The organism is Arthrobacter sp. AOP36-F1-5 (genome assembly GCF_058137995.1).
This window is the reverse complement of record NZ_CM176892.1, coordinates 3,298,125-3,318,189: the sequence shown is the minus strand read 5'-3', so window position 1 is coordinate 3,318,189 and position 20,065 is coordinate 3,298,125. Positions and strand designations below refer to the sequence as shown.

Sequence of the window (20,065 nt, the reverse complement as noted above, 5' to 3'; positions counted from 1 at the left end):
CCGTGAAATGGCACTAGCATCGGTGTCATGGGGATCTTCAGTCGTGGCACCACCGGGCCACAGTCAATCGCGGACCTGGCCCCCGAATCGGTCATGCTGGCCGGGGCCGGCCGGGCCATCCTGCTGCAACTGGCCTACCCGCCGGTCGGGCACGGGGTGTCCCGTCATTCGGGATTCGTCCAGGACCCCCTGTCCCGGCTGCACGGCACCCTGACCTACATCTACGCCCTCACCAACGGCACCGACGCCCAGGCCGAGGCCGCCCGTACCTGGGTCGAGCGGGTCCACGCCCCCGTGCATTCCGAGGCCGCCGCGGACGGCAGCCACCCAGCCTACGACGCCCATGACCCGGACTCCCAGCTCTGGGTCGCCGCCACCCTCTACGACTCGGCCATGATTGTGTACGAGGCGGTCTTCGGGCCGTTACCGGGCGATACCGCCGAGAAGATCTACCGCGGGTACTCGGTGCTGGGCACCGCCTTGCGCGTCCCGGAAGGGGCCTGGCCGGCCACCCGCGCCGATTTCGCCGCCTATTGGGAGGCCATGACCGGTGAGCTGACGGTGGATCGGACCACCATGCGGGTGGGCCGTGCCCTGCTGGAGGCCCACAACGCCCCGCCCTGGATCCGGCTGGCGATGCCCGTGGCCAGGATCCTCACCGCGGGCCTGCTGACACCCGAACTGCGCCACGCCTACGGGTTGCGCTACGGGCCGGGGCACGACGCCGTCTTCCGGGCCCTGATGCGAGGGCTCGCCCTGGTCTTTCCCCGCCTTCCGGCCAGGATCCGCCACGCCCCGATGCACTACTACCTGACCCGGCTCGACGGAGCAGCCGCGGGCACCCCCGACCTCGAAGGAGCACCATGAACCAGCCCTTGACCGTTGCCTCCCGGGCCCAGGTGCCCTCCTTCCAGGTGATGGACATCCTCTCCCGGGTGGCCGACCTGCGGGCCGCCGGGCGCGACGTCATCTCCCTCTGCGCCGGTGAACCCAGCGGTGGGGCGCCATCGGACGTCTCGGCACGGGCCGCGGCCATCCACGCCTCGGCCATGCCGCTGACCTACACCCCGGCCCTGGGCATCACCGAACTCCGTCAGGCCATCGCCGGGCACTACCTGCGCTGGTACGGCCTCGAGGTCCCGGCGGCCAACGTCGCGGTGACCACCGGATCCTCCGGGGCGTTCATGCTCACCTTCCTGGCCGCCTTCAACCCCGGGGACCGGGTCGCCCTGGCCCGGCCGGGGTATCCGGCGTACCGGAACATCCTGCGCACCCTGGGCATCGAGGTCGTCGAACTCGATTGCGGTCCGGCGACCCGGTACCAGCCCACCCCCGAACAGCTCGATGCGGCCGTCGCCGAGCACGGGCCGCTCTCGGGGCTGATGCTGGCCTCCCCGGCCAACCCGACCGGAACCATGGTCTCCCGGGAGGAACTGTCGGCACTGACGCAATGGTGTGCCGCCCACGGGGCCCGGCTGGTCAGTGACGAGATCTACCACGGGATCACCTACCCCGCCGCCGGCGACCCCGACGTCCGGGGTGTGAGCGCCTGGGAACTGGAGCGCACCGGCGTGGTCATCTCCAGCTTCTCCAAATACTGGGGCATGACCGGCTGGCGCCTGGGCTGGGCGTTGGTGCCCGATGACCTGCTGCCAGCGGTCGAGGCACTCGCCGGGAACGTGGCCCTCTGCCCGCCGGCGCCGGCACAAATGGCCGCGGTGGAGGCCTTTACCGAGGAGTCCTACCGGCAGGCGGAAGCCTTCGTAGACCAGTTCGCGGCCACCCGTGCCGTCCTGCTGGACAACCTGCCCCGGCTCGGATGGGGCCAGGCCGCCCCGGCCGACGGGGCGTTCTACGTGTACGCGGACCTGGGGGAGGCCCTTGAAGGCTTCGAGGATTCGACGGCCTATTGCGCCGCGCTGCTGGAGCAGGAGGGGGTCGCCCTGGTACCGGGAGCCGATTTCGACGTCGTCGGCGGGCGCCGGGCGGTCCGGTTGAGTTTCGCCGCCGGCCCAGACGCCGTCACCGAAGCCATCGAACGGATCATCCGCTTCCAGGCGGGGCGCTGATGCGCCGTCGGGGTGGACGTCCACGCATCGGTGTGGGCGGGATGTCCATCGAAGCCTCGAACTTCTCCCCGCACCGTTCGGGGTTCGAGGCCTTCCGGTTCACGCACGACGACGAACTGCTCTCCCGCTATGCGGTCCTGCAGCCGGATGGCCCCGAACATGATCCGGCGGTCGCCGACGAGGTGGAGTGGGTGCCGCTGGTCCACGCCCGGTCCCTGCCCGGGGGCATGGTCCTTCCCGAGGTCTATGAGGCGTTGAAGACCGAACTGGTGTCCATGATCCGTGCCTGCGGCCCCTTCGACGGATTCCTGCTGGACATCCATGGCGCCATGACGGTCCTGGGACGGCAGGATGCCGAAGCCGATCTGGCCCGGGCCGTCCGCACCGCCCTCGACGACTCCAGTGCGGCCGCGGGAACGCCGCGGACACTGATCTCCGCCCCGATGGACCTGCACGGCAATGTTTCGGCGGAACTGGTGAACGCCTGCGATCTGATCACCTGTTACCGCATGGCTCCTCACGAGGACGAGCAACAAACCAAGACCCGGGCCATGGCAAACCTGCAGACCCGGTTGCTCGAAGGCACCGGAGCCCCGGCCAAGGCCTACGTCCGGATCCCCGTGCTGCTGCCCGGAGAGAAGACCTCCACCCGACTGGAACCGGCGCGGGGCATCTACGCGGCGATCCCCGGCATCGAAGCCCTGGATGGCATCGTGGATGCCTCCCTCTGGGTCGGCTACGCCTGGGCGGACGAACCGCGGTGCTCAGCCTGCGTGGTCGTCACCGGGGACGACGCCGACCTCGCGGCAGCCCAGGCCACCGAACTGGCCCGCACATATTGGGATGCGCGGGCCGACTTCGCCTTCGTCGCCCCGGCGGCGTCCCTGGCCGACTGTCTCGACGTAGCGCTCGCCGACGGTGCGCCGCGTCCCTACGTGCTCTCCGATTCCGGGGACAACCCGACGGCCGGAGGCACGGGGGATGTGACCTGGACGCTGACCCGATTGATCGAGGATCCCAGGTTCATTGCGGGGGGCCCGCGGACCGTGGTCGCCTCCCTCTTCGATGAGGCGGCGGTGGAGGCGTGCCATCAGGCGGGGGTCGGAGCGCGCCTCAGGGTTTCGGCCGGGGCCGCGGTGGACCATCTGCACGCCGGACCGGTTCTCCTGGACGGGACCGTGGTTCAGATCAGCGCGGGGGATGAGACCTCGGGCCGCGTGGCAGTGGTCCAGATCGGCTCGATCGAAGCGATCATCACCGAACGCCGCAAGCCCTACCACCGGATCTCGGACTTCGAAGCGGCCGGGCTGGATGTCTCGGAGGCGGACCTGGTGATCGTGAAGATCGGCTATCTGGAACCCGAGTTCTTCGACGTGGCCGCCGACTGGATGCTGGCACTGACCCCCGGAGGGGTGGACCAGGACCTCCTGAGACTGGGCCACCGGAACATCGAGCGACCCATGTTCCCCTTTGATCCCGACATGACCGACCCGGATCTCACCGCCACGCTCCTCCCGTCCAGCGGCACGAAGCGGGCCTGACCGGCGGAGACCGGACCATGACAACGGTCATGGTCGGAAGGTGATCGCTGCCAGAGGCGTCGGAACGGCTCAACCACAAGACTGGTCCCATGGACACCACGACAGCAGCCCTCGAACTCCAGGACCTACACAAGACCTTCTCCGTGGACGGGGGCCGGCTCAACGCCGTCGACGGCATCAGCCTGAGTGTCGCCCCGGGGGAGATCGTCGCCCTGCTCGGACCCAACGGGGCCGGCAAGACCACCGCCATCGACATGGCCCTGGGGCTGACCGACCCCACCTCCGGGACGGTCTCCATCTTCGGTGGCAAACCCCAGGAAGCCGTCCGTGCCGGCCGGGTCTCCGCCCTCCTGCAGACCGGCGGCCTGCTCCGGGACCTTTCGGTCCAGGAGACCGTACTGGCCATCGCCTCCCTCCACGGGGCCCAGGACCGGGTCCAACAGGTCATGGAGGCCACCGACATCACCCGGCTGGCCCACCGCAAGGTGGTCAAATGTTCCGGTGGCGAGCAGCAGCGGCTCAAATTCGCGTTGGCCCTGCTGCCGGACCCTGATGTACTGATCCTCGATGAGCCGACCGCGGGCATGGATGTCAACGCCCGCCGCGCCTTCTGGGCCACCATGCGCCGGGATGCCACGGCAGGCAGGACCGTCATCTTCGCCACCCACTACCTGGAGGAGGCCGAGAGCTTCGCCCAGCGCATCGTGCTGATGAACGCCGGGAAGATCATCGCCGACGGAACCACCGCAAGTGTCAGGGCCCTGGCCTCCGGCAGGACCGTCGCGGCGACCCTGCAGGAGCACGGGGCCATCGCTGCGGACGACCCGCGGTTGGCCGAGCTGAAGGCCCTGGACGGGGTGACCGCGGTGGTGGTGAACGGTCCACGCATCACCGTCACGGCCAGCGATTCCGACGCCGTCGCCCTGCACCTGTTGACCCGGACGGGCGGAACCAACCTGGAAATCTCCGCCCCCAGCCTGGAGACCGCCTTCGTCCAGATGACCAACGAGCCGGCCACCGAGACCGCCGGCGCCTGAACCCCGCCCCGCTTCGCCCCCACGCCAAAGGAACCGTCATGAATGCCACCTTCGTCCGCATCGATCTGACCCGCCAGCTGCGCGACGTCATGAACCTGATGTTCGTCCTGATCCTCCCGGCCCTGATGTATGTGATCTTCGGGCTGTCCTTCGGCTACGGCGGGGAGTCCGCCGGCCACGGGAACGTGAAATTCTACATCATGGCCTCGATGGCCGCCTATGGCGCCTCGGTGGCCGCCACCGCCGTCACCGGGGTCGCCGCCGTCGAGCTGATGCAGGGGTGGGGGCGACAGATCGCCCTGACCCCGCTGCGGCCCGCAGGATTCGTGGCCGGGAAGGCGGTGGTCGCCCTGGCCATCACCGCGCTGGCCATCGCCGTGGTCTTCGTGGTCGGCGCCTTCACCGGTGCCCGCGTCGACAGTGCGTGGATGTGGCCGGTCACCTTCCTCATCGCCCTGGTCGGCTCGGTCCTGTTCTCCCTCTTCGGCTACGCCATCGCCATGCTTTTCAAAAGCGATTCAGCCATGGGGGTCGCCTCCGGAGCCCTGGTGATATTGGCCTTCCTCGGGAACGTCTTCATCCCCCTGAGCGGAACCCTGCTGCAAGTCGCACGCTTCACCCCCATGTACGGCTACGTGGGGCTGGTGCGGTGGCCGATCCTCGAGGGGGCGCAGGCCCAATCGCCGGAAGTCGACCCATTGTGGGGGTTGATCGCTAATCTGGTGGCATGGCTTCTCATCTTCGGAATCGTCGCGGTCCTGGCCGTACGCCGCGGCCAGGCACGCCGTTAGGAGACGACGGGATGACCATCCCCGAGACCCGGGCCGCCGCCCGTCCGTCCGTCGCGTCGGCCGAGCCGTCGTCTGCCAGGAGCGGTTGGGAACGCCACGGCTGGCTCCTTTCGGCCATCTGGCTCATCTTCCTGGGCTATACCGTCGCCGCCGTCGTCCAGGCCGACCTCGGCCCCGGATTACTGGTCCTGGCGTTCCTGCTGATCGGCCTGTTCATCGGCGTCTACCTGACCGGTTTCATCCTGGGCAACCGGCTGGACCCGGAAGCGAAGTGGGTCCGCTGGACCCCGTTGGGCCTGGCCGCACTGGTCGCCATCCTGCTCGGGATGGGTGCCATCATCGGCCTCGACGCGATCTACATGAGCCCGTTCCTGATCGCCTACGCCTGCTTCCTGCTGTCGCGGGCCGGGGCTTGGGCGGTGGGCATCGCCAGCATCGGGTTGACCCTCCTGCTGTCGGCGCTCGCCGGAGACATCACCGATTATTTGTACATCGTGGCCATCCAGGCGGGGATCTTCGTGCTGAACATGGTCACCTTCGCCTTCATCGAGGCCGGGACGCGCAGTGACGAGATTCAGGCCGACCTCGCCGTGGTCTCCGAACGCGAACGCGTCGCCCGGGATGTGCACGATGTCCTGGGCCATACGCTCACCGTGGTGGCCGTGAAGGCCGAACTCGCCGAGCGGCTCATCACTGATGACCCCGAGCGTAGTCGCGCGGAGATCGCCGAAATCCGTTCGTTGGTGCGTGGAGCCCTCTCCGACGTCAGGACCACCGTGGGTGGACTGCTGGGCAATGACCTTCCCAATCAGCTCGAGGCGCTGCGCATCACGCTCACCGGGGCAGGGATCGACGTGGATATCGAAGGCGAGCCCGCCGGGGAGGTCCCGCAGAAGTTCCATGGGCCGCTGGGCTGGTTCCTGCGCGAGGCGGGCACGAACGTGCTGCGCCATGCCCAGGCCACCCGCTGCGTGATCCGTTTCGGCCCCAATTCACTGGTCATTGAAGACGACGGGGTCGGGTGGGGGACCAGCACGGCCGGGAACGGGGTCTGTGGAATGAGCGAGCGCATGGCCGAAGCCGGGGCGGGTTTCCGCATCGGAGCAGCAGAGCTCGGCGGAGCTCGGGTGGAGGCCAGCTGGTGAGCATCAGAATCCTCGTCGCCGACGACCAGGCGCTGGTGCGCGGTGCCCTCGTGGCACTGCTGGGACTCGAAACCGACCTGGACGTCGTGGCCGAAGCCGATAACGGGGTGGACGCCGTCGAACGGGCGGCCTCCTGCGAGATCGACGTCTGCGTCCTGGACATCCAGATGCCGGGCCTGGACGGGATCGAGGCCGCCCGCCGGATCCACCAGGAGGTACCCGGCTGCCGGACGCTGATGGTGACCACGTTTGGGCGCACCGGCTATCTCCGTGAAGCGCTCCAGGCAGGGGCCAGCGGATTCGTCGTCAAGGACACCCCGGCGGCCGAGTTGGCCGAGGCCATCCGCAAGGTCCACGCCGGGTTGCGGGTGGTGGACCCCCAGTTGGCGGCCACCTCGCTATCCGAGGGGCGGAACCCGCTGACCGAGCGGGAGCGCGAGGTTCTCGCACAGGCCCGGAACGGTCGGACCGTCGCGGCGATCTCGGCGGCCATGCATCTCTCCGCGGGGACCGTGCGGAACCACCTGTCCGCAGCCATCGGCAAGACCGGGGCGGTCAACCGGATCGAGGCCGCGGGCATCGCCGCCGAGCGCGGGTGGCTGTAGGATCACCGCACCGATAATTAGATGATGAACCCGTGGCGTTGTACATCGCTTATTAGGTTGGGGTAACCTAACTTTCGTACATTTCCGGAGTCGCGCCGGACCCCTGCGGGACCGCATCACCTAAGGATCCTCATGCCCCTTCCCTCTCTCCGCTCCTTCGGGGCGACCGTGGCCCTGACCGCCGCGTCGGCCCTCGTGTTGACCGGCTGTGCCGGCGGCGACGCTGCCGCCGGCAACGGCCAGGAAGCCTCCTCCGGTGAGACCGCCGGCTTCCCCGTGACGATCGACAGTGCCCTGGGCGAAGCAAAGATCCCCGAGAAACCGGAGCGGGTCATCACCCTGGGCCAGGGTTCCACCGAAACCTCGATCGCCCTGGGCACCATCCCCGTCGGGATGGAGGAATATGCGTGGGCCGCCGACGACACCGGCTACCTGCCGTGGATCCACGACGCAGTGGAGGACGACGGCGGGGAGCTGCCCGAACTCGTCGGGGCCGGGGAGAAGCTCGACATGGAAAAGATCGTCGATCTGGAACCGGACGTCATCCTGGCCCCCTGGTCCGGTCTGACCCAGGAGCAGTTCGACACCCTGGACGCGATTGCCCCGACCGTCGCCTACCCGGATCAGGCCTGGAGCATCGACTGGGATGAGCAGATGGACATCGTCGGGCAGGCGCTGGGAGAGGAAGCCGAGGCCCAGGACCTGGTCTCCGACCTGAAGCAGCAGCTCTCCGATGTCGCCGAGGAGCACCCCGACTATGCCGAGCACACCTTCTCCTACATCTACACCACCCCCGACACCCTGGGGGTCTTCAAACCCACCGAGCAGCGCGCCGCCATGGTCAAGGCCCTGGGCCTGAAGGTCGACCCTGCCGTGGAGGAGATGGAGGAGACCGAAGGCACCGATTCTGCGGTCATCGGCTACGAAAATGCCGACCAGCTCAACGACAGCGACCTGATCTTCACGTTCTACTCCGACGCCGCAGCCCGCAAGCAGGCCCTATCGAATAAGCTCTACGCCCAGATCCCCGCCATCAAGCAGGGCGCGGTGGTCGCCAGCGAGGACAACGCCTTCGTCACCGCCTCCTCGATGATCAACCCGCTGACGGTCCCGTATGCCGTGGACCGCTACCTCCCGATGATCGACGAGGCCATCGAGCAGGCCGGAAAGTAACCCCGCCATCAGCACCCTCGGCACCACCACCGACGGCACGCGGCAGGCCCGGACACCCCGTCCGCGCCTGCCGCGCGGGGTGCCCGTGTTCGTGGGCTGCCTGCTGGTGTTGGCCGTCGTCGTCCTGGCGAGCCTGACCCTCGGCTCCAAGCCCACCACCCTGACCCAGGTCTTCGATGCCCTCGGCGGTCATGCAGATCCCTATCTGGCCGCCGTGTTCGACGCCCGCTACCAACGCACCCTGCTCGGCGTCGCCGTCGGTGCCGCCCTGGCCGTGGCCGGGACCCTGATGCAAAGCGCCACCCGCAACCCGCTGGCCGACCCCGGCCTGCTGGGCATCAACGCCGGCGCCGCAGCGGCCATGGTCACCTGCACGGCACTCTTCGGCCTGACGTTGGGATCCCCCGCAGCGGTCTGGGTGGCCCTAGTCGGGGCCGGGATGGCAGCGATAGTCGTCTACGTCGTGGGCACCGCGGGATCCAGCAACGCCAATCTGGTGCGACTGATCCTGGCCGGTGCCGTCGTGACCGCGGTACTCACCGCCTACGTCCAGGGGATCGCGCTCAGTCTGCCCCAGACCTTCGACAACTACCGTTTCTGGGTCGTCGGCTCCCTGCACCATGGCGCCTACGCCCAGCTCTTTTCCGTCCTGCCGTTCCTGCTGCTGGGTCTCGTCATGGCGTTCGCCGTCGCCGGAGGAATGAACGCACTGGCCCTGGGCAACGACGCCGCCACCGGACTCGGCGTCCATACGGGGCTCATCCGGGCCGGAGGGCTCGGGGCCGCGACCCTGATGAGTGCCGCCGCCACCGCCGCCGTCGGGCCGATCGCCTTCATCGGGTTGGCCGTACCGCATATCGTCAGGGCCCTGGTCGGACTGGACATGCGCCGCCAACTCATCGGATCCCTCCTGGTCGGGCCCGCCGTGCTGCTCGCCGCCGACGTCATCGGCAGGGTGTTGCTGCGCCCGCAGGAACTCATGGTCGGCGTCGTCACCGCTTTCGTCGGGGCCCCGGTCCTGCTGCTGGTGGTCAGGAAACTCGGGGACCGCTCATGAGTGATCTGACTACGCGCCCGGTATCCCGGGGGGACGACGAAGAGACCACTCCCGGATCCGCGCAGGAACCGGCAGCCCGGCCACCACGGCACCGGGAACCAGAGCCAAGGCCTGCGGCGGTCGGACCCGTCCTGCGGCTGGGCCACCACGTCGCACTGCCGGTGTCCCGACGCCCGCTGGCCGTCGGGTTCCTGCTGGTGGCCGCAGTGCTGGCTGCAGGATTTGCAACCTTGACGATGGGCGGACTCGGGATCGAGCCGTCCAGACTCCTCGGGGCCCTTTTCGGCGGGGCCGAGGACGCCAAGCAGGCCTTCGTCTTGGGAACATTACGCGGCCCGCGTCTGGTCGTGGCCATCGGGGCCGGGGTGGCGTTGGGCCTCTCGGGGGCCCTGTTCCAATCGGTGACCCGCAACCCGTTGGGCAGCCCCGACGTCATCGGTGTCAGCGCCGGGGCCGGTGCGGGCGCGGCCCTATTCGGCCTGCTGCTGCCCGGTGCTGCCTCGATTCCGGTGGGCTCGGTGCTTGGTGCTGCTGCCGCTGTAGGACTCGTCGCCCTGGGCACCGGAACCGGATTCGGGAATCCACTGCGCATGATCCTGGCCGGCATCGGGGTCTCGGCGATGGCCGCCGCCTTCACCCACTATGTCGTCTATCTGGTCGCCCGTGACCAGGCGACCATGCTCTCGGCCTACCTGAACGGAAGCCTCGAAGCGCGATCCTGGGAGCACGCAGCCATCGTCGGAATCGTGCTGGCCGTCTGTGCGATTCCCTTGGCGTTGTTGAGTGTCCCGCTGGCCTTGAGCGAAATGGGGGACGACGTCGCCCAGGGGCTCGGTTCCCCGGCGGTGAGTACCCGCCGTCGTGCCGTCCTGCTCAGTGTCATCCTCGCCGGCGGGGCGGTCGCCGTCGCCGGTCCAATCGCCTTCATCGCCCTGACCGCCCCGCATATAGCACGACGCCTCGCCGCCAGCGGGCGACCCCAATTGCTGCTCTCCGGGCTGACCGGCGCCGTGCTCCTGGTGGCCGCCGACCTCGTCGCCCAACAAGCCCCCTGGGCGAAGGCGTTGCCCGTCGGGATCCTGACCCTGGCCATCGGCGGGGTCTATCTGGGACTCCTGCTCGTCCACGAATTCAGAAAGGGGCAGACATGAGCCGCCCACCCGCCGAAACCGGCCACCGCGGTCCGCTCCTCTGCGCCGAAGCCATCCGTCTGGGCTACGGGAACCGCACCATCGTGGAGAACCTGGACCTGGACATCCACGCCGGGGACTTCAAGGTCATCGTGGGCCCGAACGGTTGCGGCAAGTCCACCCTGCTCAAGGCCTTCGCCCGCGTCAACCGGCCCGCCGCCGGAAGGATCACCCTGGACGGGGAACCGGTGGCCCGCCTGCGCGGGCGGACCATGGCCCGCCGGGTGTCGTTGCTGCCCCAGGGCGCCGTGGCCCCGGAGGGGATCACCGTCGGGGAGCTCGTGGCCCGCGGACGCCACCCCCATCACACGCTGCTGCGTCAATGGTCCCCGGCCGACGACGTGGCCATCTCCGCGGCCCTGGAACGCACCAGGCTCCTCGGATCGGAGCAGACGCCCGTGGCCTCCCTTTCCGGGGGCCAACGCCAGCGGGCCTGGTTGGCGATGGTGCTGGCCCAGGACACCGACATCATCCTGCTCGACGAGCCGACGACGTTTTTGGACATCGCCCACCAATACGACCTCCTGGAGCTGTTCGCCGAGCTCAACCGGGAAGGCCGGACGATCGTGGCCGTGTTGCACGATCTGAACCAGGCGGCACGCTTCGCCTCGGATCTGGTGGTGATGAAGGAGGGGGCGATCCGGGCGCACGGAACACCACGGTCGATCCTGACCTCGGAACTGGTGCATGGGATCTTCGGCCTGGGGGCCGAGATCATGGACGACCCGCAAGCGGGCACCCCCATGGTCGTCCCCCACCTCCGTGCCGGCGTGGGGGATGACTAGGAACTACCGCCCCAGGTGGTCCACCAGCTCAGCGGCAATCCCGTTGTAGGTCCCCGGGGTCAGCTCCTTCAAACGGGCCGACGCCTGTTCGCTCAACCCCAGGCTCGACACGAATTCCTTCATCCGGGTCGCGTCCACCCGGTGTCCGCGGGTGAGCTCCTTGAGCCGTTCGTACGGGTTCTCCATGCCGGGGACCCCGGCGATGGCCTCGGCCCGCATGACCATCTGGATCGCCTCGCCCAACACTTCCCAGTTGTGTTCCAGGTCGTCGGCCAGGACCTCCTCGGCCACGTCGAGGCGTTCCAGCCCCTTGGCCACATTGGAGATGGACAGCAGGGAGTGGCCGAAGGCGGTGCCGATGTTGCGCTGCGAGGAGGAGTCGGTGAGGTCGCGCTGCCAGCGGCTGGTCACCAAGGTCGCGCCGAGGGTGTCCAGCAGGCCGTTGGAGATCTCCAGGTTGGCCTCGGCGTTCTCGAAGCGGATCGGGTTGACCTTATGCGGCATCGTGGAGGACCCGGTGGCCCCGGCCACGGGGACCTGGGCGAAGTAGCCGATGGAGATGTAGCTCCACACATCGGTGCAGAAGTTGTGCAGGATCCGGTTGTAGCGGGCGACGTCGGCGTAGAGCTCGGCCTGCCAGTCGTGGGATTCGATCTGGGTGGTCAGCGGGTTCCAGTCCAGGCCGAGGCCTTCGACGAACGTGCGGGAGACCTCCTGCCAGTCGGTGTCGGGGACCGAAGCGTAATGGGCGGCGTAGGTGCCGGTGGCGCCGTTGATCTTGCCCAGGTACTCGGTGCGTTCGATCCGGTCCAGCTGGCGGGTCAGCCGCCAGGCGGTGACGGCGAGCTCCTTGCCCAGTGTCGTCGGCGTGGCCGGCTGGCCATGCGTGCGCGAGAGCATCGGCACGGTGCGGGTGGTCTCGGCCATGGCGCCGATCTGCCCCACCAGGGCCCGGGCTGCGGGGAGCCACACCTGCGTGACCGCGTCCTTCACCCCGACCGCGTAGGAGAGGTTGTTGATGTCCTCGCTGGTGCACCCGAAGTGCACCAGCGGGGTCAGATCCTCGATGCCGATCCCCGGCAGGCGGCGGTTGATGTAGTACTCCACGGCCTTGACGTCGTGGACGGTGATGGCCTCGATCTCGGCGAGTTCGGAGACCGAGTCGATATCGAAGTCGGTGACGATCCGCCGCAAGGCCGTGATCTGCTCGGAGGTCAGTGGGGAGACGCCCGGAAGCGCTGACCGCGAGGTCAGGTGGATCAGCCATTCGACCTCGACGTGGACCCGGTTTCGGTTCAGGGCCGCCTCGGAAAGGTGATCGACCAGCGGGGCCACGGCCGGACGGTACCGTCCGTCGAGGGCGCCAAGGGCCAGCGGTTCGGATGCAAGGGAGGTGCGCGCGGATTCAGCCATGGGGCCCATTGTTTCATGAGCCGCGCCCGGGGCGGGACCGGATGACCTCTCCCGCGGCGGGCCGGGCGCGCGGATATCCACAAGAACGACGGCGGGGCCTGTGCCGGTCCGGTGCTTCTCCTACCGTGGGGGTATCCGCGGCGACATGGAGACCTCGGACGGGGTCCGGAGGCGGGAGGGGTGCTGGTGGATCGTGAGGTGATGGAAACCAGGACGCGTCTGGCGCTGGGGGAGGTCTCCGAAGCCAGGGGGCAGTTGTTGGCCGCCTTGAACGTGGACTGGCGGTCCCCGGCCGGGATGGCCTACCGCCGCCGGCTCGAGTCATGCCTGGGCCAGCTCGAGGCCCTGCCGCGCGAATTGGAGGACGCCTTGGTGGCCTTCGCCAGTGAACGGGCCTCCGCGCTGGCCGGTGCCCCGTGAGCCATTCCAGCTCGGGGGGTTCTCCCAGCGCCGACTTCCAACTCGACGAATTCGAACGCGCCGCGGCACGGCTGGCCCGGGCCGGCGAGTGTCTGATCGCGGCCCGGATGCTGATCACCACCGCTCTGGCCGATGCCGGGCCCCCGGTCGCCGTCGAGGGGCGGTTCCTCCCCTCCGCGGCCGAGGCGTATCTACGCTCGGGGAACCAACTGGCGATCGGGGTCGGCGACACCGTGGAAGAGTGCCGGGCCGGGCTCGATGCCAGCCGGGCAATCTATGAGCAGGCTGAACGCAGGGCGGCCTTGAAGGCCTATGAGCAACGCTCCGCCGTGCTACCTGCCGCCGTGCAGGACCGGTTCTCCTCCAATCATGGCCATCCGGATACGCAGACCACCGAGGACCTGATCAATGCGGCTCCCGGTTACGGACTTCCCTGGTTGCTGCTCGGTGGCCGGCCCGCCTCGGATCCCTCGATGGCGGCCGCGTCCTCGGTGGTCGCCCGCCTGCTGGGGGATCGGGATCATGGGGGCCCCTTCCGCAGCGGGGTGGCCGAACGGATGGCCACCGGGCTCTCCGGGCTGGCCGCCGTGCGATGGATCTTCAATGTGCGGACCATTCGCCTCGGGGCCGTGTCGACGGCGGCACCGGAGGCCTTCGAGGGCACGGTGCCGGACCTGATGGATCTCCAACGCCGGGCGGAGGCGCAGGTCTCGGGGGAGGGGGCGGTGCTGGTCACCACCACCCGGACAGCGCGCGGGCCCGTTCATGTCCTGACGATCCCGGGGACCCAACCGGCCCGGCAGGGGCGGTACTGGGCCTCGAGGAATCCCTTCGACGAATCAGGCATCGTGGAGGGGACCGGGATGGGCAGCAGGCAGGTGGCCCAGGCCGCGGCCGAGGCGCTGGACGCGTCCGGGGCCCGCCCGGGGGACCGGCTGGTCATCACCGGATACAGCCAAGGGGGGATCCATGCGGCGAACCTGGCCGTGGATGAGGACCTGGCGGCCCGGTACGACGTCGAATACGTCGTCACCACCGGATCGCCCGTCGGCAGCACGGTGCTGCCCGAGGGCACCCGCGGGCTGCACCTGGAGCATGTCGATGACATGGTGCCGGGCCTGGATGGCCGGCCCAACCCCGAGAGCAGCAACCAGGTCACCGTGCACTTCGAGGGGTATGCCCCGGATACCGATCTGCAAGCCGGTGGGTTCGGGGCCGCGCACCAGCTGGGCAACTACACGCAGCTTTCAGGGGAACTGGCCACCAGCGACGACCCCGGCGTCGTGGAGGCCCGTACTGCCCTGGGGACCCTGTTCGCCGGCGCCACCACGGCCACCGTGACCACGGTCAAGCTCCGTCGCGTGCCGTCGACCGGGCCACGCAAGGCCCGGATCAAACCGGTCCCCCGCCCGCCGGGGCGCCCCAGGCATCGGGCCTTGGACAGCACCCCGCCGCATTAGAGGCGGCGTGGGTTCCTAGCGGTCGTGGCGGTCCGGGACGACCCAACCAATCAGTGCCGAGACGATGCTGATGATGAGCGAGCCCAGGACCGCATCCCAGAAGAACGTGTCCACATGCAGGCCGATGGGGGTGTAGCTGCTCAACCAGGAGGTCAGCAGCAGCATGGCCGCGTTGATGACGATCGCGAACAGCCCCAGGGTCAGGCAGGTGATGGGTACCGAGAGGAAGCTGATGATCGGGCGGACCACGGCGTTGACGATCCCGAAGATCAGGCCGATGAACAGGTAGGCCACCACGGTGCCCGCACTGTCGTTCCCCGTGGCTTGGCTCGCGGCCGAGGAGCCGACGGAGATCCCCGGGATGATCCAGGCGGCGGCAGCGAGGGCCACGGCGTTGACGATGACTCTGACGATGAAGCGCAGCATCCTGCCATCTTTCCATACCGCCACCCGGAGGACCGGTGTTTCGGGGCCGGTGGATCGGCGAGCCATGCCGGGGTCCGGGCGGCGGGGGAGGCCGTGGCGACGCTAGGGTAGAGACATGAGCAATAAGAACCCCGCCACCCCCGTCAAGGTGCAACCACGTCCGGTGCTGGATCTGCTTCCGAAGTATGCCGCGGGCAAACCTCCGACCGCCGTCTCCGGCCTCACCTCTTATAAGATGTCCTCCAACGAGAACCCGCTGGGTCCCGTCCCGGCAGTCATGGAGGCCATCCGCGAGGGTGTGGACTACAACAGGTACCCGGACCCGCTGGCAACGAAGCTACGCGAATCACTGGCCGGATACCTCGACGTTCCCGCCGAAGACATCGTCACCGGCGCCGGCAGCCTCGGCGCGCTGACCCAGATCCTGCAGACCTTTGCCGGCCAGAACGACGATGACGTCGCCGATGAGGTCATCTACGCCTGGCGCTCCTTCGAGGCCTACCCGATCGTGGTCCAGACCACCGGCGCGGATGCCGTGGAGATCCCGAACCTGCCCGACGGGCGTCATGACCTCGACGCCATGGCGGCAGCCGTGAATGCCCAGACCTCCGTCGTGATGCTCTGCACCCCCAACAACCCCACCGGCCCGGCGCTGACGACCGCCGAGGTGGAGAAGTTCATCAACTCGGTCCCGGCAAACGTGCTCATCGTCATCGATGAGGCCTATAACGAGTTCGTCCGCCTCGAGGACGCCGTCGACGGCATCGAGATGTACCGGAAGTACCCGAACGTCGTGGTCCTGCGAACCTTCTCCAAGGCCCACTCGCTGGCCAACCTGCGCGTCGGCTACTCCATCTCGCATCCGTCCATCACGCAGTACCTGCGCGTCATCGCCACCCCGTTCGCGGTATCCAGTCTGGCCGAGAAGGCGGCGGTCGCCTCGATCGAGAACATCGACCAGGTTGTCGAAAGGGTACAACACCTGGTCGACGAACGGACCCGTGTCGTGGAGGGTCTGCGGGCCATCGGCTGGGAGGTCCCCGACCCCCAGGGCAACTTCATCTGGCTCGACTTCGGGGCCGATACCCCCGATTTCGCCCGGGTTGCCGACGAGCAGGCACTGTCCGTGCGGGCCTTCGGTGTCGAGGGCCTGCGGGTGAGCATCGGCGAGGAGGAGGCCAATACGCGTTTCCTCGAGGTTTGTAGCAAGTATCCAAAACGACCCGCCGTTTCCTAGCCGGTAGCCGGTTCCGGCCACGGGCCCACGGGCCAGTAGGCTGGAGTGGTATTTCCGTTATATGCCTCCTGCGGAACCTATGCCGCGGGAGGCATATTTCTAAGTGAAGGGTACCCACGCGCATGACCTCAACCGCCCAGGCGGCCGCGGCACCGGAGCTGATCCAGTTGCTGACGCCGGATGGAGAACTCGTCACCGACAGCGAGTATTCGCCCTATCTGGCGGATGTGGATGCCGATGCGCTCCGCGGCTTCTACCGCGATATGGCGCTGACCCGCCGGTTCGACGAGGAAGCCACCGCCTTGCAGAGGCAGGGGCAACTGGCGCTCTGGGTGCCGTTGCGTGGCCAGGAAGCCGCGCAGATCGGTTCCGGCCGGGCCACCGAAGCCCGCGACTACCTCTTCCCGACCTATCGCGAGCATGGCGTCGCGCTGACCCGCGACGTCGATTTCCCGCAGATGCTCCGCGTCTTCCGCGGCATCTCCAACGGTGGATGGGATCCGCGGGAGAACAACTTCCACATGTACACGATGGTGCTGGCCGCCCAGATGCCCCATGCCGTCGGCTATGCGATGGGCATCCAACGCGACCAGGCCGACTGGGACGAGGAGCGTCTGGCGCAGGAGGGTACCGCCGTCGTCGCGTACTTCGGTGATGGTGCCTCCTCCGAGGGCGATACCCACGAATCGATGGTCTTCGCCGCGAGCAACCAGTCCCCGGTGGTCTTCTTCTGCCAGAACAACCAGTGGGCCATCTCGGTCCCCTTCGAGGTCCAGTCCCGGGTGCCGCTGGCCGCGCGGGCCGCCGGGTACGGCTTCCCGGGCATCCACGTGGACGGCAACGACGTCCTGGCCGTGCATGCGGTCACCCGGTGGGCCCTCGAGCACGCCCGTGGCGGCGGGGGACCGGTGCTGATCGAAGCGCAGACCTACCGACGCAGCGCCCACACCACGGCCGACGACCCCACGAAATACCGCACGACGGACGAAGAGGAATCCTGGGATCTCAAGGACCCGCTGGCCCGGCTGGAGAAGTACCTGCGCGCCGCGGAACTGGTCGACGAGGACTTCTTCGCCCGGCTTTCGGCGGACGGGGATGAGATGGCTGCCCGGGTCCGCCGGGAGGCCATGGACTTCCCGGACCCGACCCTGGCCCAGTCCTTCGCCAACGTCTACGCCGAAGCGCACCCGCTGGTCCGCGAGGAACTGGAATTCCATCGCCGCTACGAGGCGGGCTTCACCGATGCCGACCCGGCAGCAACCCCCGGATCCGGAGGTCCCCGATGACCAGGATGACCATGGCCAAGGCCCTGTCCACCGGCCTGCGCCGCGTGCTGGAGGAGAACCCCAAATCCTTGCTGATCGGTGAGGACATCGGCCGGCTCGGCGGGGTGTATCGGGTCACCGAGGGGCTCATGGCCGATTTCGGGACCTCACGCGTCATCGATTCCCCGTTGGCCGAATCCGGGATCATCGGCACCTCGATCGGCATGAGCCTGCGCGGCTACAAGCCGATCGCCGAAATCCAATTCGACGGCTTCGTCTTCCCCGGGTTCAACCAGATCACGACCCAGCTGGCCAAGATGCGCGCCCGCTCCGAGGGCCGTTTCGGCGCCCCCGTGGTCATCCGGATCCCCTACGGCGGTGGCATCGGATCCATCGAACACCATTCGGAATCACCCGAGGCACTCTTCGCCCATACCGCGGGCCTGCGCATCATCACCCCGTCGAACCCCCACGACGCCTACTGGATGATCCAGCAAGCGGCAGCATGCCAGGACCCGGTCATCTTCTTCGAACCCAAACGCCGCTATTGGCTCAAGGGCGAGGTCGATACCGAGAATCCGGCGCAGGATGCCTTCAGCGCCCAGGTCATCCGTGAGGGGACCGACGCCACGATCGTCACCTATGGTCCGTTGGTCCCGGTGGCCCTGGCTGCCGCCGAGGCAGCCACGGAGGACGGGCGCAGCATCGAGGTGGTGGACCTGCGCTCGATCAGTCCGATCGATTTCGACACCATCACCGATTCGGTCCGCAAGACCGGCCGGCTCATCGTCACCCATGAAGCCCCCACGTTCGGAGGCATCGGCGGCGAGATCGCCGCCCGGGTCTCGGAGCGGGCCTTCCTTTCGCTGGAGGCCCCCGTGATCCGCGTGGGCGGATTCCACATGCCCTACCCCGTGGCCAAGGTCGAGGACCAGTACCTGCCGGATATCGACAAGCTGCTCGATGCCGTGGATCGTTCGTTCGAGTACTAGATGCCCGGGACCCCGAACAGCATGCGCCCAAGGAGCCACCCATGAGTACCTTCAACCTGCCCGATGTCGGCGAAGGCCTGACCGAGGCCGATATCGCCTCTTGGAAGGTCAAGACCGGCGACCATGTGGAGATCAACCAGGTCTTCGTGGAGATCGAGACCGCCAAGTCCCTGGTCGAACTGCCCAGCCCGTATGCCGGGGTGGTCACCGAACTGCACGCCGCCGAAGGACAGGTCGTGGAAGTCGGCCAGCCGCTGTTCTCCGTCGACGAAATCGGGCAACAGCCCGGCGCCCCGGCCGAGCCGGAAGCCACGGCCGCCCCGGCGCCCACTGACGGCGCTGCCCCGCCGCCGGCCCCGACCCCCGGGGAGGTGGCCGAGGCGTCCGTCGAGGAGCAGGCCCCAGGCCCGCTGGTCGGCTCGGGCCCGAAGTCGGATCCCGTCCGCCGGCGCCCCCGCACCCGTCCCGGTGCCTCCGCGACCCCGCCGGGCGCCGCGGCCCGCCCCGCACCTGCCCCCGCGGGAACACCGGTGGCCGAAGCCGCCACGAAGCCTGCTCCGACCCCGGGGCCCCCGGCGCCCGAGCGGGTGCTGGCCAAGCCGCCGGTCCGCAAGATCGCCAAGGACCTGGGCATCGAACTCTCCGATGTCCGCGGAACCGGTACGCACGGGCAGATCACCCGCGAGGACCTGACCAACCACCGGCCCACCGGTGGGGCCACGGCGCAGCGGATCACCCGTGAACCGGTGCGCGGGGTGCGCAAGGCCACCGCCAAGGCCATGGTCGACTCCGTGTCCGCCGCTCCGCATGTGAGCATCTTCGTCGATGTCGACGCCACCCGGACGATGGAGTTCATCCAGCGTCTGAAGAAGTCCCGCGACTTCGAAGGCATCAAGGTCTCCCCGCTGCTGATCCTCACCAAGGCGGTCATCTGGGCCGCGGCGCGGAACCCGGGCGTCAACGCCAGCTGGGTGGATACCGGGCAGGGCGCCGAAATCCACGTCAAGCACTTCGTGAACCTCGGGATCGCAGCCGCGACCCCGCGGGGCCTGGTGGTCCCGAACCTCAAGGACGCCCAGGATCTGAGCCTGAAGGAACTGGCGATGGCCCTGAACGAGCTGACCACCACCGCCAGGGAAGGGCGGACCCGGCCCGAGGACATGCGCGAGGGCACGCTGACGGTGACCAACATCGGGGTCCTGGGCGTCGACACCGGGACCCCCATCATCAATCCCGGCGAAGTCTCGATCATCGCCTTCGGCACCATCCGGCAGAAGCCGTGGGTGGTCGACGGGGACGTCGTCCCCCGCTGGATCACCACCTTGGGTGGTAGCTTCGACCATCGGGTGGTCGACGGCGATCTATCGGCCCGCTTCCTGGCCGACATCGCCGCGATCATGGAAGAGCCGGCACTGCTGCTCGATTAGCCGCATCCGCCGGGGATGTCGGATTTCACCGA

The 20,065-nt window shown here is 68.4% G+C and carries 19 protein-coding genes; 17 read left to right on the top strand and 2 right to left on the bottom strand.

The window, feature by feature from the left end; translation table 11 throughout:
* The first annotated feature begins 27 nt into the window (after window positions 1-27).
* The 11 genes from AC3ZI9_RS15275 (at window position 28) to AC3ZI9_RS15225 (ending at window position 11,393) form a co-directional block, all read left to right on the top strand.
* Window positions 28-867 (top strand): oxygenase MpaB family protein, encoded by an 840-nt coding sequence (locus AC3ZI9_RS15275; RefSeq protein WP_444554762.1) that lies wholly within the window; start codon window positions 28-30, stop codon window positions 865-867.
* On the top strand, window positions 864-2,069 hold the full coding sequence (locus tag AC3ZI9_RS15270; protein ID WP_489923720.1) for an aminotransferase class I/II-fold pyridoxal phosphate-dependent enzyme: 1,206 nt from the start codon (window positions 864-866) through the stop codon (window positions 2,067-2,069). Before AC3ZI9_RS15275 ends, AC3ZI9_RS15270 begins: the two co-directional genes overlap by 4 nt.
* Window positions 2,069-3,610 carry a M81 family metallopeptidase gene (locus tag AC3ZI9_RS15265; protein WP_489923719.1) on the top strand — a complete coding sequence of 514 codons (1,542 nt, stop codon included), beginning with the start codon at window positions 2,069-2,071 and terminating at the stop codon, window positions 3,608-3,610. Before AC3ZI9_RS15270 ends, AC3ZI9_RS15265 begins: the two co-directional genes overlap by 1 nt.
* Before the next feature lie 89 nt (window positions 3,611-3,699).
* Window positions 3,700-4,647 (top strand): ABC transporter ATP-binding protein, encoded by a 948-nt coding sequence (locus AC3ZI9_RS15260; protein WP_489923718.1) that lies wholly within the window; start codon window positions 3,700-3,702, stop codon window positions 4,645-4,647.
* A gap of 38 nt (window positions 4,648-4,685) precedes the next feature.
* A complete protein-coding gene (locus AC3ZI9_RS15255; RefSeq protein ID WP_444555654.1) occupies window positions 4,686-5,438 on the top strand; it encodes an ABC transporter permease in 753 nt (250 codons plus the stop codon).
* Window positions 5,439-5,449: 11 nt separating this feature from the next.
* Window positions 5,450-6,583, top strand: coding sequence for a sensor histidine kinase (locus tag AC3ZI9_RS15250; RefSeq protein WP_444555653.1), 1,134 nt, complete (start codon window positions 5,450-5,452; stop codon window positions 6,581-6,583).
* A complete protein-coding gene (locus AC3ZI9_RS15245; RefSeq protein ID WP_444555658.1) occupies window positions 6,577-7,188 on the top strand; it encodes a response regulator transcription factor in 612 nt (203 codons plus the stop codon). The genes AC3ZI9_RS15250 and AC3ZI9_RS15245 overlap by 7 nt, the downstream gene beginning before the upstream one ends.
* 132 nt (window positions 7,189-7,320) lie before the next feature.
* Window positions 7,321-8,361, top strand: coding sequence for an iron-siderophore ABC transporter substrate-binding protein (locus tag AC3ZI9_RS15240; RefSeq protein ID WP_489923717.1), 1,041 nt, complete (start codon window positions 7,321-7,323; stop codon window positions 8,359-8,361).
* A gap of 85 nt (window positions 8,362-8,446) precedes the next feature.
* On the top strand, window positions 8,447-9,418 hold the full coding sequence (locus tag AC3ZI9_RS15235; protein ID WP_444555651.1) for a FecCD family ABC transporter permease: 972 nt from the start codon (window positions 8,447-8,449) through the stop codon (window positions 9,416-9,418).
* Complete coding sequence (locus tag AC3ZI9_RS15230) at window positions 9,415-10,569, top strand: FecCD family ABC transporter permease (protein WP_444555650.1); 1,155 nt, start codon at window positions 9,415-9,417, stop codon at window positions 10,567-10,569. The genes AC3ZI9_RS15235 and AC3ZI9_RS15230 overlap by 4 nt, the downstream gene beginning before the upstream one ends.
* On the top strand, window positions 10,566-11,393 hold the full coding sequence (locus AC3ZI9_RS15225) for an ABC transporter ATP-binding protein (protein ID WP_444555649.1): 828 nt from the start codon (window positions 10,566-10,568) through the stop codon (window positions 11,391-11,393). The genes AC3ZI9_RS15230 and AC3ZI9_RS15225 overlap by 4 nt, the downstream gene beginning before the upstream one ends.
* Window positions 11,394-11,396: 3 nt before the next feature.
* Here AC3ZI9_RS15225 and purB read toward each other — a convergent pair whose 3' ends face one another.
* Window positions 11,397-12,806, bottom strand: coding sequence for an adenylosuccinate lyase (gene purB / locus AC3ZI9_RS15220; protein ID WP_444555648.1), 1,410 nt, complete (start codon window positions 12,804-12,806; stop codon window positions 11,397-11,399).
* Window positions 12,807-13,007: 201 nt separating this feature from the next.
* Here purB and AC3ZI9_RS15215 point away from each other — a divergent pair, with 201 nt between their 5' ends.
* Together AC3ZI9_RS15215 and AC3ZI9_RS15210 are read left to right on the top strand one after the other, a co-directional pair.
* Window positions 13,008-13,226, top strand: coding sequence for a hypothetical protein (locus AC3ZI9_RS15215; RefSeq protein WP_444555647.1), 219 nt, complete (start codon window positions 13,008-13,010; stop codon window positions 13,224-13,226).
* The gene (locus AC3ZI9_RS15210; RefSeq protein ID WP_444561123.1) at window positions 13,223-14,686 is read left to right on the top strand and encodes a hypothetical protein; all 1,464 of its coding nucleotides are present in this window, start codon (window positions 13,223-13,225) and stop codon (window positions 14,684-14,686) included. Before AC3ZI9_RS15215 ends, AC3ZI9_RS15210 begins: the two co-directional genes overlap by 4 nt.
* A gap of 15 nt (window positions 14,687-14,701) precedes the next feature.
* Here the strand turns inward: AC3ZI9_RS15210 and AC3ZI9_RS15205 are convergent, their stop codons facing one another.
* On the bottom strand, window positions 14,702-15,112 hold the full coding sequence (locus tag AC3ZI9_RS15205) for a phage holin family protein (RefSeq protein ID WP_444561157.1): 411 nt from the start codon (window positions 15,110-15,112) through the stop codon (window positions 14,702-14,704).
* 115 nt (window positions 15,113-15,227) lie between these two features.
* Here AC3ZI9_RS15205 and AC3ZI9_RS15200 point away from each other — a divergent pair, with 115 nt between their 5' ends.
* The 4 genes from AC3ZI9_RS15200 (at window position 15,228) to AC3ZI9_RS15185 (ending at window position 20,033) form a co-directional block, all read left to right on the top strand.
* Window positions 15,228-16,349, top strand: a complete 1,122-nt coding sequence (locus AC3ZI9_RS15200; protein ID WP_444555644.1) for a histidinol-phosphate transaminase — start codon at window positions 15,228-15,230, stop codon at window positions 16,347-16,349.
* Between the two features lie 122 nt (window positions 16,350-16,471).
* The gene (pdhA, locus tag AC3ZI9_RS15195) at window positions 16,472-17,635 is read left to right on the top strand and encodes a pyruvate dehydrogenase (acetyl-transferring) E1 component subunit alpha (protein ID WP_444555643.1); all 1,164 of its coding nucleotides are present in this window, start codon (window positions 16,472-16,474) and stop codon (window positions 17,633-17,635) included.
* Window positions 17,632-18,606 (top strand): alpha-ketoacid dehydrogenase subunit beta, encoded by a 975-nt coding sequence (locus tag AC3ZI9_RS15190; protein ID WP_444561124.1) that lies wholly within the window; start codon window positions 17,632-17,634, stop codon window positions 18,604-18,606. The genes pdhA and AC3ZI9_RS15190 overlap by 4 nt, the downstream gene beginning before the upstream one ends.
* A 41-nt stretch (window positions 18,607-18,647) precedes the next feature.
* Window positions 18,648-20,033 (top strand): dihydrolipoamide acetyltransferase family protein, encoded by a 1,386-nt coding sequence (locus AC3ZI9_RS15185; protein WP_444561125.1) that lies wholly within the window; start codon window positions 18,648-18,650, stop codon window positions 20,031-20,033.
* The last annotated feature ends 32 nt before the right edge of the window (window positions 20,034-20,065 follow it).

Coding starts and splice junctions, on each gene's coding strand:
- AC3ZI9_RS15205 (WP_444561157.1), bottom strand. CDS start 15,112: ATGCTGCGCTTCATCGTCAGAGTCATCGTCAACGCCGTGGCCCTCGCT.
- AC3ZI9_RS15190 (WP_444561124.1), top strand. CDS start 17,632: ATGACCAGGATGACCATGGCCAAGGCCCTGTCCACCGGCCTGCGCCGC.
- AC3ZI9_RS15230 (WP_444555650.1), top strand. CDS start 9,415: ATGAGTGATCTGACTACGCGCCCGGTATCCCGGGGGGACGACGAAGAG.
- AC3ZI9_RS15265 (WP_489923719.1), top strand. CDS start 2,069: ATGCGCCGTCGGGGTGGACGTCCACGCATCGGTGTGGGCGGGATGTCC.
- AC3ZI9_RS15260 (WP_489923718.1), top strand. CDS start 3,700: ATGGACACCACGACAGCAGCCCTCGAACTCCAGGACCTACACAAGACC.
- purB (WP_444555648.1), bottom strand. CDS start 12,806: ATGGCTGAATCCGCGCGCACCTCCCTTGCATCCGAACCGCTGGCCCTT.
- AC3ZI9_RS15185 (WP_444561125.1), top strand. CDS start 18,648: ATGAGTACCTTCAACCTGCCCGATGTCGGCGAAGGCCTGACCGAGGCC.
- AC3ZI9_RS15275 (WP_444554762.1), top strand. CDS start 28: ATGGGGATCTTCAGTCGTGGCACCACCGGGCCACAGTCAATCGCGGAC.
- AC3ZI9_RS15200 (WP_444555644.1), top strand. CDS start 15,228: ATGAGCAATAAGAACCCCGCCACCCCCGTCAAGGTGCAACCACGTCCG.
- AC3ZI9_RS15255 (WP_444555654.1), top strand. CDS start 4,686: ATGAATGCCACCTTCGTCCGCATCGATCTGACCCGCCAGCTGCGCGAC.
- pdhA (WP_444555643.1), top strand. CDS start 16,472: ATGACCTCAACCGCCCAGGCGGCCGCGGCACCGGAGCTGATCCAGTTG.
- AC3ZI9_RS15270 (WP_489923720.1), top strand. CDS start 864: ATGAACCAGCCCTTGACCGTTGCCTCCCGGGCCCAGGTGCCCTCCTTC.
- AC3ZI9_RS15240 (WP_489923717.1), top strand. CDS start 7,321: ATGCCCCTTCCCTCTCTCCGCTCCTTCGGGGCGACCGTGGCCCTGACC.
- AC3ZI9_RS15215 (WP_444555647.1), top strand. CDS start 13,008: ATGGAAACCAGGACGCGTCTGGCGCTGGGGGAGGTCTCCGAAGCCAGG.
- AC3ZI9_RS15225 (WP_444555649.1), top strand. CDS start 10,566: ATGAGCCGCCCACCCGCCGAAACCGGCCACCGCGGTCCGCTCCTCTGC.
- AC3ZI9_RS15250 (WP_444555653.1), top strand. CDS start 5,450: ATGACCATCCCCGAGACCCGGGCCGCCGCCCGTCCGTCCGTCGCGTCG.